General features: G+C 37.0%; 14 protein-coding genes. 12 read left to right on the top strand and 2 right to left on the bottom strand.

All coding sequences use genetic code 11. The features are described from left to right. The first annotated feature begins 20 nt into the window (after window positions 1-20). The 3 genes from AC1Q8M_RS21390 to AC1Q8M_RS21380 all read left to right on the top strand — a co-directional run bounded on the left by AC1Q8M_RS21390 (window position 21) and on the right by AC1Q8M_RS21380 (window position 1,846). Complete coding sequence (locus AC1Q8M_RS21390; protein ID WP_001018860.1) at window positions 21-323, top strand: MTH1187 family thiamine-binding protein; 303 nt, start codon at window positions 21-23, stop codon at window positions 321-323. Between the two features lie 48 nt (window positions 324-371). After that, window positions 372-617 carry a YusU family protein gene (locus AC1Q8M_RS21385; RefSeq protein WP_001290594.1) on the top strand — a complete coding sequence of 82 codons (246 nt, stop codon included), beginning with the start codon at window positions 372-374 and terminating at the stop codon, window positions 615-617. 311 nt (window positions 618-928) lie between these two features. Then, window positions 929-1,846 carry a proline dehydrogenase family protein gene (locus AC1Q8M_RS21380; RefSeq protein ID WP_000436780.1) on the top strand — a complete coding sequence of 306 codons (918 nt, stop codon included), beginning with the start codon at window positions 929-931 and terminating at the stop codon, window positions 1,844-1,846. Window positions 1,847-1,868: 22 nt separating this feature from the next. Here AC1Q8M_RS21380 and AC1Q8M_RS21375 read toward each other — a convergent pair whose 3' ends face one another. Beyond that, a complete protein-coding gene (locus AC1Q8M_RS21375) occupies window positions 1,869-2,708 on the bottom strand; it encodes a D-alanyl-D-alanine carboxypeptidase family protein (RefSeq protein ID WP_023523353.1) in 840 nt (279 codons plus the stop codon). A 97-nt stretch (window positions 2,709-2,805) separates the two neighbouring features. Next, window positions 2,806-2,952, bottom strand: coding sequence for a YuzL family protein (locus AC1Q8M_RS21370; RefSeq protein ID WP_001096344.1), 147 nt, complete (start codon window positions 2,950-2,952; stop codon window positions 2,806-2,808). A gap of 237 nt (window positions 2,953-3,189) precedes the next feature. Here AC1Q8M_RS21370 and AC1Q8M_RS21365 point away from each other — a divergent pair, with 237 nt between their 5' ends. The 9 genes from AC1Q8M_RS21365 (at window position 3,190) to AC1Q8M_RS21325 (ending at window position 13,274) form a co-directional block, all read left to right on the top strand. Further along, a complete protein-coding gene (locus AC1Q8M_RS21365) occupies window positions 3,190-5,571 on the top strand; it encodes a 3-hydroxyacyl-CoA dehydrogenase/enoyl-CoA hydratase family protein (RefSeq protein ID WP_000486359.1) in 2,382 nt (793 codons plus the stop codon). Between the two features lie 21 nt (window positions 5,572-5,592). Next, window positions 5,593-6,765, top strand: coding sequence for an acetyl-CoA C-acetyltransferase (locus AC1Q8M_RS21360; protein ID WP_001206331.1), 1,173 nt, complete (start codon window positions 5,593-5,595; stop codon window positions 6,763-6,765). A 345-nt stretch (window positions 6,766-7,110) separates the two neighbouring features. Continuing rightward, window positions 7,111-8,895, top strand: coding sequence for an acyl-CoA dehydrogenase FadE (locus tag AC1Q8M_RS21355; protein WP_000416293.1), 1,785 nt, complete (start codon window positions 7,111-7,113; stop codon window positions 8,893-8,895). Window positions 8,896-9,033: 138 nt separating this feature from the next. Next, the gene (locus AC1Q8M_RS21350) at window positions 9,034-9,756 is read left to right on the top strand and encodes an MBL fold metallo-hydrolase (protein ID WP_098365881.1); all 723 of its coding nucleotides are present in this window, start codon (window positions 9,034-9,036) and stop codon (window positions 9,754-9,756) included. Between the two features lie 3 nt (window positions 9,757-9,759). Beyond that, complete coding sequence (locus tag AC1Q8M_RS21345) at window positions 9,760-10,308, top strand: TetR/AcrR family transcriptional regulator (protein ID WP_098361537.1); 549 nt, start codon at window positions 9,760-9,762, stop codon at window positions 10,306-10,308. 465 nt (window positions 10,309-10,773) lie between these two features. Continuing rightward, window positions 10,774-11,487: a CPBP family intramembrane glutamic endopeptidase gene (locus AC1Q8M_RS21340; RefSeq protein ID WP_001232991.1), complete on the top strand. Its 714-nt coding sequence runs from the start codon at window positions 10,774-10,776 to the stop codon at window positions 11,485-11,487. Window positions 11,488-11,630: 143 nt separating this feature from the next. Further along, window positions 11,631-11,816: a hypothetical protein gene (locus AC1Q8M_RS21335; RefSeq protein ID WP_001180555.1), complete on the top strand. Its 186-nt coding sequence runs from the start codon at window positions 11,631-11,633 to the stop codon at window positions 11,814-11,816. Window positions 11,817-11,829: 13 nt separating this feature from the next. Continuing rightward, the gene (locus tag AC1Q8M_RS21330) at window positions 11,830-12,081 is read left to right on the top strand and encodes a spore coat protein (protein ID WP_001002982.1); all 252 of its coding nucleotides are present in this window, start codon (window positions 11,830-11,832) and stop codon (window positions 12,079-12,081) included. 242 nt (window positions 12,082-12,323) lie between these two features. Beyond that, the gene (locus tag AC1Q8M_RS21325; RefSeq protein WP_000820647.1) at window positions 12,324-13,274 is read left to right on the top strand and encodes an L-lactate dehydrogenase; all 951 of its coding nucleotides are present in this window, start codon (window positions 12,324-12,326) and stop codon (window positions 13,272-13,274) included. Window positions 13,275-13,284 lie beyond the last annotated feature (10 nt).

The raw sequence follows: 13,284 nt of genomic DNA, 5'->3' as shown, positions 1-13,284 counted from the left end.
ATTATAGGAGGAAGACTACTATGGCAATTGTTGATGTATCGATTATTCCAGTAGGAACAGGTAATCCAAGTGTTAGTGAATATGTAGCAGAAGTACAAAAGGTGCTAGAGAAAAATGCGGATCGCGTGAAGTATCAATTAACACCGATGAATACAATTATTGAAGGAGATCTTCCTGTCATTCTAGAAGTAATTCAACAAATGCATGAAGTGCCTTATACGAAAGGTGCACAGCGTGTTGCAACAACAATTCGTATTGATGATCGTCGTGATAAAGTAAGCACAATGGAGAAGAAATTAAACTCTGTTCGATCAAAATTATAAGAAAAAGCAGCGATTTTCGCTGCTTTTTTCATATAGGAGGTAAATAAGATGAGTGAAAAGTTTAATGAACAATTTGACGGGTTGTTAGAGAAATACACGGAATTATTACTTGGAGAGAGCAATGAAGAGAGAAAAGAGCAGGTGCAGAAGTGGGCACTTTATTCTTACATAGCGAAGACGATGCCAGCTTTAGTGAAGCATTGGAATGAGACATATCCAGATGCGAAAGAAGAGATGGTGCAGTTAATTACGGATATTAAAAGGCTGAATGAAGAGAAGCGAAATGAGCAGTGAGAAAACTTGAGGTGAATGCTACCTCAAGTTTTCTTTATTAATATCCTTATATAATTTACATGGAATATTAAGGGTTTTATAGGCATGTCGAATATTTTCGGTATGCCTATTTTTGCCCTAGTAAACCCGTTTTTTCTAAATGTCGAAAAATATTCCCTTCATATTTACATGCGAGAATATAGGTTTTTAAATGTTTTTATAGTATTTTATAAATTATCTAAATAATTATTTGTATCCAATAATTTTAAACAATGATATAATTTTGAAGAGGGGTAAAAAACAGATAAATTACAGTCATAGGGGTGAATTACATGGAACAATTAATGCGAAATTCGTTTCTTTTCTTATCTAAAAATAAAGCGCTAACAAAACTGGCTAAAAAGTACGGTTTACGCTTTGGTGCAGGTCGCTTCGTCGCAGGGGAGACGATTGAATTAGCGACAGCTGCCATTCAGGCATTAAATAAGCAAGGACTTTGTGTAACAATCGATTATTTAGGTGAATTCGTTGATAATGAAGCGGAAGCAAATGAAATGGCTAACCAATCGATTGAAGCGATCCGTGCAATTGGAAGAGAAGGTCTTGATTCGCAGCTTTCTTTAAAGATGACTTCTATGGGATTAGATATCTCTGATGAAATCGTAATGAACAATATGCGCCGTATTTTAGAAGCTGCAAAAGAAAATGGTGTGTTCGTTACAATTGATATGGAAGACTATACACGCTGCGGGAAAACAATTGATATCTTTAAACAATTAAAATCTGAATACGATAATATTGGTACTGTTATTCAAGCTTACCTATATCGTACAGAAAAAGATATTGAAGATTTAAATGCTTATAATCCTAATTTACGTCTTGTAAAAGGTGCTTATAAAGAACCTGAAGAAGTGGCGTTCCCGGACAAGAAAGATGTAGATGACAATTATAAAAAAATTATTAAAATGCACTTATTAAATGGGAATTATACTGCAATTGCTTCACATGACGAAGCGATTATTGAATATACAAAAAAACTTGCCGAAGAACACAACATTCCAAGGGATCAATTTGAATTCCAAATGTTATATGGTATTCGTAATGAGCGTCAACTTGAGCTAGTAAAAGAAGGTTACAAAATGCGTGTTTACGTACCTTATGGAAACGACTGGTATGGCTACTTCATGCGTCGTCTAGCAGAGCGTCCAGCAAACGTTGCGTTCGTATTAAAAGGTATGGTTAAAAAATAACCAAGGAGAAAATACTCCTTGGTTATTTTAATTGCTGAAATGCGTAATGTGCCATTTTTTTCGTATCAGGATATAGTTGCGCGCGAGTAGAAGATAATACGACGTTAATGACGCGTTTACCGTCTTTTTCATCCACTGTTACGACTGTATATTTGCCGAGTGCTGATAGACCGCTTTTACTTCCAATCGCATATGGATCGTCATATAGTTCTTCTCGTCCATAGTTTGCGATGTTTGGAGAGCGTTCTGAAGTATGTAGAGTTGTACGTGTTGAATTCATATATTCTAAAACAACTGGATACTTTAATGCTTCTTTCGTAATAATAGCAATGTCATATGGTGATACTTTATTCCCAATTGCATCAGCACCACTTGCGTTCTTGAAAGTTGCATGCTTTGTACCAAGTTCCTTTGCTCTAGCATTCATCATTTTCACAAATTCATTTTTTGATCCTGCGATATGTTCTGCAATTGATTCAGCTATTGGATCTGCACTAATGATAAGCATAAGTTTTAATGCCTCATCACGCTTTAATTTTTCTCCAGCACGAAGTTTAATTTTCTTGCTTTGACTTTCTGTTTTAATTGCATTTTCTGTAACCGTAATTTCTTCATCTTCTTTTACATTCTCTAGTAAAAGAAGGGTTGTCATCATTTTGGCTATACTAGCCGGATAAGAACGTTCGTCTTCGCGTTTCCCATATAAAATTTCACCTGTGTTTGCATCGATTGTAACCCCATATTGCCCAGTAATGTTAGGTTGATCAGCTCTTACGGCTTGTTGCCTTTGTGCATAAGAGAAGAAAATCATCCCTGTAAATAGTGTAGCAATCATTACAATCATAACTATTGTTCGTTTCATCATCGTTCCCTCTTTTGTTTTCCATATGTACAAATAAATTGGGCAGAAAAAGCAGCCATTAATCATTATGCCACGTTCTCTGCCCAAAAATATAGCGTTATTTTTCGCCCATATTATGCTTCTTATATTGTTGGTTATTACCTTGGCGTCCTTTTTCAACACCGTGATTATGTGGACCTGCGTTTCCAGTTACACTAGCTGCACTAATTCCAGCCTTTGAAGGGTTCTTCTTAAGTTTTGCCATATATATTCCTCCAGTTTCGTCAGATTATAAAAAGGAAAAGTGCATTTAAACAAAGAAAATACACATGTATAGCATAGCCAAATGAAAGAAAAATATTTATTTCAGAAAATTTTATCAATAAATATATTGCGAAAATTTAAACAGTATCATATATTTATTAGTAGAGGCTCACTCATTGATTGCGACTTATGTCGAAAAATTGAATGAGCATTCATTCAAGAATAGGGGGAGAATTGGATGTTCCAAATTAAAAAGGCTGCTGTTCTAGGTTCAGGCGTAATGGGTTCGGGAATTGCGGCACACTTAGCTAATATTGGTATTCCGACATTATTGCTTGATATTGTACCACCTGCGCTTACGAAAGAAGAGGAAGCGAAGGGACTTACATTAGAACATAAAAGTGTGAGAAATCGTTTTAGTAATACGGCTGTACAGAAACTATTGAAGCAAAAACCAGCTCCTCTGACAGTGAAAGGAAATCTAGCACTGATTGAAGCAGGTAACTTAGAAGATGATCTTGAGCTTCTTGCTGATGTAGATTGGATTATTGAAGTAGTAGTTGAAAACTTAGATATTAAAAAGAAATTATTTGAAAAAGTAGACGCTGTTCGTAAACCAGGTTCTATTGTAAGCTCGAATACGTCAGGTATTTCAGTTGAAAAAATGGCAGAAGGTCGTTCAGACGACTTCCAGAAACACTTCTTAGGCACACACTTTTTTAACCCACCACGATATTTAAAACTTCTAGAGGTAATACCGACGAAAGAAACAGATCCACAAGTATTAAGCTTCATGAAACTATTTGGCGAAGACGTTCTTGGAAAAGGCGTTGTTATCGCAAAAGACACACCAAACTTTATTGGAAACCGCATCGGTACGTACGGTTTATTAGTAACTCTTCAAGAGATGATAAAACGCGGCTACAGCATTGGGGAAGTTGATTCTGTAACAGGTCCATTAATTGGTCGTCCGAAGAGTGCAACGTTCCGTACATTAGATGTTGTCGGTTTAGATACATTCGTACACGTTGCAAATAACGTATATGAAAACGTACAAGAAGAAGAGCGTGATGTATTTAAAGTACCAGCTTTCATGCATGACATGCTTGATAAAAAATGGCTTGGAAGCAAAACAGGTCAAGGCTTCTTCTTAAAACAAGGAAAAGAAATTTTAGAACTAAATCCTGAAACGATGGAATATGAAGCGCGTAAAAAATTAAAAGCTGCATCCGTAGAGTTAAGTAAACAAGAAAAAGGATTAGCGAATAAATTGAAAGCGCTTGTATACGCAAAAGACCGCGCAGGAGAGTTATTATGGAACATCATTACACCAACTCTTTTATACTCTGCAAAACTTCATAAAGAAATTGCTGACGATATCGTTGCAATTGACCAAGCGATGAAGTGGGGCTTCGGCTGGGAGCAAGGACCGTTTGAAGTTTGGGATGCAATTGGCGTTGAAAAATCTGTTCAAAAGATGGAAGAAAACGGCGTAGTCGTTCCTACTTGGGTGAAAGAAATGTTAGAGAAAGGTTTCACTACTTTCTATAAACATGATAACGGCGATAGCTACTATTACGATAATGGCGAATATAAGCTAATCGAGCGTAATAAAAAAGCAATTTCTCTTAAGCAATTAAAAGCGAAAAATGGTGTATTAAAGAAAAATAGCGGAGCGAGCTTAATTGATTTAGGCGACGGCATCCTTTGCTTAGAGTTCCATTCGAAGAGCAATGCAATCGGTATGGATATTACGCAAATGATTAACTACGCTGTTGATGAAGTAGAAAAGAATTATAAAGGTCTTGTTATCGGTAACCAATCGAAGAACTTCTGCGTTGGTGCGAACCTAGCAATGATCTTAATGGAAGCACAAGACGACAATTACTTTGAAATTGAGTTGGTTGTGAAAAACTTCCAAGATGCAATGACGAAAATTAAGTACTCTTCTAAGCCAGTTGTAGCAGCACCATACGGTATGACGCTTGGCGGAGGTACAGAAGTTTGCTTACCAGCAGCTAGCATTCAAGCTTCTAGTGAAACGTATATGGGCTTAGTAGAAGTTGGTGTTGGCTTAATCCCTGGCGGAGGCGGTAATAAAGAGCTATACATTAAACACTTAAATAAAATGCCAAACGGTGTAGAGTTTGATCTGCAAAAAGTTGCGAATAAAGTGTTCGAATCTGTAGCGATGGCGAAAGTTTCTACATCAGCACAAGAAGCTGTATCGAACAACTTCTTAGGCGATAAAGACGGTATTAGTGTGAATGGTGATCACTTACTATATGATGCGAAACAGAAAGCACTTGCTTTATATGAAGCGGGCTATAAAGCACCGATTCGTAAAAAGATACCAGTTGTTGGTGAAACAGGATATGCAACTCTTGTACTTGGTGCAGAAGCAATGCATTTATCAGGTTACATTTCTGAACATGATCTTCACATTGCGAAGAAACTTGCATATGTCATTGCGGGCGGAAAAGTGCCGTACGGAACAGAAGTTGATGAGCAGTATTTATTAGATGTAGAACGTGAAGCATTTATTAGCTTAGTAAGTGAGATGAAATCACAAGCAAGAATGCAGCACATGCTTGTAAAAGGAAAGCCATTACGTAACTAATAACGAGGGGAGATATCGTTCATGAGAGAAGCTGTCATTGTTGCGGGAGCAAGAACACCAATTGGAAAAGCAAAGAGGGGTTCATTAAAAACAGTTCGTCCTGACGATCTAGGGGCGTTAGTAGTAAAGGAAACGTTAAAGCGTGCAAATTATGAAGGACCAATCGATGATTTAATTTTCGGTTGTGCGATGCCAGAAGCAGAACAAGGTTTAAATATGGCTCGTAATATCGGCGGACTAGCAGGACTTTCTTACGATGTTCCAGCTATTACAATTAACCGTTACTGTTCTTCTGGTTTACAAAGTATCGCTTACGGAGCAGAGCGCATTATGCTTGGTCACTCTGAAGCTGTATTATCAGGCGGAGCGGAATCAATGAGTTTAGTTCCAATGATGGGACACGTTGTTCGTCCGAATAGTCGCCTTGTAGAAGCGGCTCCGGAATATTATATGGGTATGGGACATACAGCAGAGCAAGTTGCTGTGAAATATGGAATTTCTCGTGAAGAGCAAGATGCATTTGCAGTAAGAAGTCATCAACGTGCTGCCAAAGCATTAGCGGCAGGAAACTTTGCTGATGAAACAGTATCTGTAGATGTGACGTTACGCTCGGTTGGCTCAAACAATAAACTGCAAGAAGAAACAATCATTTTCGCACAAGATGAAGGTGTAAGAGCAGAGACGACGCTAGACATTTTAGGGAAATTACGTCCAGCATTTAACGTTCGCGGTTCTGTAACAGCTGGTAACTCTTCACAAATGAGTGACGGTGCAGCATCTGTACTATTAATGGATCGTGAAAAAGCAGTGAGCGATGGCATGAAGCCACTTGCGAAATTCCGTTCATTTGCAGTAGCTGGCGTACCACCAGAAGTAATGGGAATCGGCCCAATCGCTGCAATTCCAAAAGCGTTAAAACTAGCTGGCTTAGAGCTATCTGATATTGGCTTATTCGAACTAAACGAAGCATTTGCTTCTCAATCGATCCAAGTTATTCGTGAACTTGGTTTAGATGAAGAAAAAGTAAACGTAAACGGTGGTGCAATCGCACTTGGACATCCACTTGGCTGTACAGGAGCAAAACTAACACTATCTCTTATTCACGAAATGAAACGCCGCAACGAACAATTTGGTATCGTAACAATGTGTATTGGCGGCGGAATGGGAGCAGCGGGAGTATTTGAATTACTATAAAAAAGTGGAAGCGGCTTGTTCAGAATGTGAGGAAGAAGCGAAGCCACCGAACATTCTAGCCGCTGGAACTGGATTATAAAAAAAGTGCAGGTGGCTTGCTCAGAACAGGAGGGCGTTGGAAGCCCTGACGAAGAGGCGCTTTTTGCCTCACAGGAAGGGGTGAAACGACCGACTGTTCTAGCCACTGGAACTGGATTATAAAAAAAGTGCAAGCAGTTCGCTCAGAACGAGACGACGCTAAAGCAAAGAATGGAAGCAACAAAGGTTTATAAAAAATAAACGGGAGAGCCAGCTTCTTTCAAAAAGAGAGAAGCTGCTCATGAAAATATGAAGGAGGAAATTTTCATGGAAAAAACAGTAGGAAATGCGGTTAAAGGCGGTAGCTTTTTAGTTGATGAGATTACGATTGATCAAGTGTTTACGCCAGAAGATTTTTCATCTGAGCATAAAATGATTGCAAAAACGACAGAGGACTTTATCGTAAATGAAGTTCTTCCAGAGCTTGAATATTTAGAGCAACATGAATTTGATCGTTCAGTTCGTCTTTTAAAAGAAGCTGGGGAGCTTGGTTTATTAGGCGCTGACGTACCAGAAGAGTACGGTGGGATTGGTCTTGATAAAGTAAGCTCAGCGTTAATCGCAGAGAAATTCTCTCGCGCTGGCGGCTTTGCAATCACTCACGGTGCTCACGTAGGTATCGGATCTTTACCAATCGTATTATTCGGTAACGAAGAGCAAAAGAAAAAGTATTTACCATTACTTGCAACTGGTGAAAAATTAGCTGCATACGCATTAACTGAGCCAGGTTCAGGATCTGACGCATTAGGCGCAAAAACAACTGCACGTTTAAATGCAGAAGGTACACATTATGTATTAAACGGTGAAAAACAGTGGATTACAAACTCTGCATTCGCTGACGTATTCGTTGTATATGCAAAAATTGATGGAGAGCATTTCTCAGCATTTATCGTAGAGAAAGAATACGCTGGTGTATCTACAAGCCCTGAAGAGAAGAAAATGGGTATTAAATGTTCTTCAACTCGTACGTTAATTTTAGAAGATGCGTTAGTACCGAAAGAAAACCTACTTGGTGAAATCGGTAAAGGTCATATTATCGCATTCAACATTTTAAATATCGGTCGTTATAAATTAGGTGTTGGTACAGTTGGATCTGCAAAACGTGCAGTAGAAATTTCAGCACAATATGCAAACCAACGTCAACAGTTCAAGCAACCAATCGCTCGCTTCCCATTAATTCAAGAGAAACTTGCGAATATGGCAGCAAAAACATATGCAGCTGAAAGTTCTGTATATCGTACAGTAGGTTTATTCGAAAGCCGCATGAGCACATTATCTGAAGAAGAAGTAAAAGACGGTAAAGCGGTAGCAGCTTCTATCGCTGAATATGCAATCGAGTGCTCTTTAAACAAAGTATTCGGTTCTGAAGTATTAGACTATACAGTAGATGAAGGTGTTCAAATTCACGGTGGTTACGGATTCATGGCAGAATACGAGATTGAAAGAATGTACCGCGATTCTCGTATTAACCGTATTTTCGAAGGAACGAACGAAATTAACCGCCTAATCGTACCAGGTACGTTCTTACGTAAAGCGATGAAAGGTGAATTACCACTTCTTCAAAAAGCACAAAAATTACAAGAAGAGTTAATGATGATGATGCCAGAAGAAGTAGGCGATGAGCCATTAGCACTTCAAAAGTATTTAGTAACTAATGCGAAGAAAATCGGCTTAATGGTAGCTGGATTAGCTGCTCAAAAATACGGTAAAGCATTAGATAAAGAGCAAGAAATTCTTGTGAATATCGCTGACATCGTAAGCAATCTATACGCAATGGAATCAGCTGTTCTTCGTACAGAAAAAGCAATCAAAACAACTGGTCTTGAAAAGAATAAACAAAAAGTGTTATACACTGAAGTATTCTGCCAAGAAGCATTTAACGAGATCGAAGCAGATGCGAAAGAAACACTTATCGCAGTTGAAAACGGCGACATGCTGCGCATGATGTTATCATCATTACGTAAATTAACTCGCCACACACCACTTAACGTAATTCCGAAGAAACGTGAAATCGCTGCGAAAATTTTAGAAGATGAGCGTTACACAGTTTAATATCTTTAAAGAACAGTAGTCGTTTATACGGCTACTGTTCTTTTTTTTGAAAAAAAGAAATTTTTAGTGACATAAAACTAATAGCATTAGTATAATAAAACTAATGCTATTAGTTTTTGTGAAAAGGGAGATGGGACTATGAGGATGATACATGAAAAAACGTTATATCAATTGTCATTTTTGCCAAGAGCGTTTCCTGTAAATTGTTACTTTGTAGAGGAAGAAGATGGTTTAACTTTAATTGACGCGGCTTTGCCATATAGCGCAAAAGGTATTTTACAGGCGGCTGAGAAAATAGGAAAACCAATTAATAAGATTGTATTAACACATGCGCATGATGATCACATCGGTGCATTAGATGCATTAAAGGAAGTACTTCCTCATGTTCCAGTCCATATTTCTAAGCGGGACGCAAAGCTGTTAGAAGGAGATACGACGTTACAAAAGGATGAACCGAATATACCGATAAAAGGCGGTGTACCTAAAAAAGTAAAAACGGTACCTGATGTTTTATTAGAAGATGGCGACCGAGTTGGATCGCTTCTTGCAATTATGACACCGGGACATACACCAGGATCCATGTCGTTTCTTGATGTACGAAATAAAGCTCTTATTGTTGGGGATGCATTTCAAACAAGAGGAGGTATGGCTGTTTCGGGACAAATGAAATTTTGGTTTCCGTTTCCAGCGATGGCAACGTGGAGCAAAGAAATATCATTACAAAGTGCACAGAAGCTAAGCGAATATGAACCTTCCTTGCTTGCGGCAGGGCACGGAAAAATGATAAAGAATCCAGGGGCCGTCATAGAGCTTTCTATTAAGGAAGCGAAGCGGAATATAGAAAGTAAGAAAGAGGGGTAATTTATGTCACCGAGAATCGGACTTACATTGCAGAAAATTGTAGAAACAGCTGCAGAAATTGCAGATACAAATGGAATACAAGAAGTAACGTTAGCTTCATTAGCGCAAAGGTTAGGGATACGTTCGCCCTCACTATATAATCATGTAAAAGGGTTACAAGATGTACGGAAAAATCTTGGTATTTACGGAATAAAACAGCTGCATAACAAACTGGAAGAAGCGGCCGAGGATAAACAGATGGATGAAGTAATTCATGCATTAGGAGAAGCGTATGTAGCATTTGTCCGAAAACATCCTGGACTATATGAAGCAACTTTTTTACGAGATGAAGAAGTAAGAAAAGCAGGTGACGAAATTGTAAAGCTTTGTCTTCGAGTTTTACAACAGTATGGCTTAGAAGGAGAGAATGCACTTCATGCGACACGCGGATTCAGAAGTATTTGTCATGGATTTGCTTCGATTGAACAGCAAGGCGGATTTGGTTTGCCGTTAGATCTGGATATAAGTTTACATGTATTATTGGAAACGTTTATTAAAGGATTACGTGAATAAGAAACGAGGCAAACAAAAACCTTAGAAGTGATTCTAAGGTTTTTTAGTGCATATGATTCGAAAAGAGCGGTAGGCTTTTTCTCATTACATGATATTATTTAGCAGGTTTGAAAAATGTGTATATAGCTACGGAAAGGCAAACGAAAATAAAAGCAATAGGATCTTGATATGGACTAGGCTCAGAGCCCTTCTGGATTTCTGTAAGGAAGTCATGTGTTTTCATGTTCATTGCTCCTTTAACTAATAAATTTTATATGATGCGAGGGTTATGGTGGATAGATAAGAAATTTTTGGAATTTCATCTAATAATTATTCTATAGTAATCTAATTCCAAAAACTATATAATACAAAGCTTTCATGATATGTAAAATTGCATATTATTCTTTTTGAAAAAATTGTTATATTATCTATATATTTGTATTAAAGGGTTTTTGTTAAGGTAATGAAAACAAATGGAGGAATAGTATGAGAAAAACAGTATTAGACGCGTATAATGCAGAAAGAGAAGTAGATAACATAACATATAAAAATCTAGTTGTAACGATTGCTAGCATTCTAGGGTTCTCACTCTTAGGGGGATTATTCCTTGCTTTAGCCCTTGGAATTTTTGGAGAAGAGGTATTACGTGCTAATTTAGAGGGATATTATTTACTTCTATTTGATGCAGCTGTTGTTACTATTGTTTTATTTGCGTATAAACCAGTGCTTCATTTTATTAAGAACATATGGGATGTATCTATTTTAAAAAATGGGAAAACCTACTTGTATTTATTAATAGGTTTTATCATCATTGCATTAACTCAGTATGTAATGTTAGAGTTGTTTAGCTTTGAAAGTGCAGAGCAGCAACGAGATCAATTAGGGAGCTTAGGACTTCAAAATAGTCTACAAAGTATTATATATGTGTTAAGTGTTGCTATAATTACACCAATTAAAGAAGAAATTTTATATAGAGGTATTTTGTATCGATTTTTTGAAAAGAAATATAGTTTTCTAGTTGGTATCATTATTTCTTCCTTTATCTTTGGGATTCTTCATGGTGGTTTTCCGGTTACGGCAATGATTATGGGGATTGTATTTGCTATGTTATATAAGAAAACACAATCTATTTTACCTAGCATCATTTTACATATTGTATGGAACCTACTTGTGAGTATAAGTATGATTGTTTCTTTATAAAATTGAATGAATATTTAGCATAAAAGATGAATGGCCTAGCTATTCATCTTTTATTTTGTTTATATGTGCGAAAAGTTGATGAATACAATCCAAAAAGAACCAAATACTAATGATGAATGAACAAAGAAAGGCGGGTATGTTATATGCAAAACTTAACAGAGCTTGAAGTAGAAAACTTACGTCATTTAATTGGTGGACACGCAACAATTATTAACAAGTTGGAGCAGTATGCACAGACGTGTACAGATCCACAACTGAAACAAATGCTACAAAAAGATGCGCAAGATGCACGAAATACGAAACAGCAATTAATGACTTTCCTAGGATAGGAGGAAGAGAAAGATGAATGAAAAAGATATGGTAAATGATTATTTAGCAGGATTGAATGCAAGTTTAACAAGCTATGCAAATTATATTGCTCAGTCTGATAATGAACAGTTACATCAAACGTTAATTCAAATTCGTAATCAAGACGAGGCGCGCCAACGTAATATGTATGAGTACGCAAAGCAAAAGAGTTATTACAAACCGGCAGCACCTGCTAATCCAATGATTGTACAGCAATTAAAAAGTCAATTAAGTGCGGAACAATAGTGAAAAGAAAACGAGCGAATTTATTCGCTCGTTTTCTTTTTGTATATGTCAATAAATACATAATAAATATTTTTCCAGTTGTAACAAATATGACGAAAATGGAATATAACAATTCACAAAAAGGACAAAAACTTTGTTCAATATTTCACAAAGTATCCATGGTTTCTATCGTGAGAACCTCTATAATTAGGAGTGTAAAGAGCAAAAGAAATAGATTATATGATCAATTAGGAGAGATTGCTATGAAAAGACATACAAGAAAAATTGCAATTATCGGTACTGGATTAGTTGGATCAAGTTGTGCGTATTCTATTGTGAATCAAGGTATTTGCGAAGAGCTATTATTAATTGATATAAATCATGAACGTGCAGTTGGGGAAGCAATGGATTTATCACATTGCATTAACTTTACAAATACAAGAACAAAAGTATATGCAGGAAACTATGAAGACTGCAAAGATATGGACATTGTCATTATTACAGCAGGACCAGCACCAAAACCAGGGCAAAGTCGCTTAGATACTTTAGGAGCGAGTGCGAAGATTATGGAAAGTGTTGTTGGTGGCGTAATGGAAAGTGGATTTGATGGTATTTTCTTACTTGCATCGAACCCAGTTGATATTATTACATATCAAGTTTGGAAATTATCTGGATTACCTAGAAATCGCGTAATCGGTACTGGTACATCACTAGATTCTTCTCGCTTAAGAACAATTTTATCTGAAATGCTACATGTAGACCCTCGTAGTATTCATGGGTATTCATTAGGAGAACATGGTGATTCTCAAATGGTTGCTTGGTCTCATGTAACTGTTGGTGGAAAGCCAATTCTGCAAATTTTAGAAGAACAAAAAGAACGATTTGGAGAAATAAATTTAGATGAAATTGTTGAGAAAACTGCAAAAGCTGGCTGGGAAATTTATAAGCGTAAAGGAACTACTTATTACGGAATCGGAAACTCTCTAGCGTATATTGCGAGTTCAATCTTTAACGATGATCACCGTGTCATTGCTGTATCAGCCATTTTAGATGGTGAGTACGGTGAATACGATATTTGTACAGGAGTACCAGCTATTATTACTAGAGACGGTATAAGAGAAGTTGTAGAACTCAATTTAACAGAGGATGAAGAATCTCGATTCGCAAAATCAAACGATATTTTACGTGATTATATGAAAACAATTGGTTACTAACTTATAGAAG

The sequence above is a fragment of the Bacillus sp. GW823-FHT06A10 genome (assembly GCF_058795375.1).
Note: the sequence above shows the minus strand (reverse complement) of the source record. Positions and strands in the feature narration are given on the sequence as shown.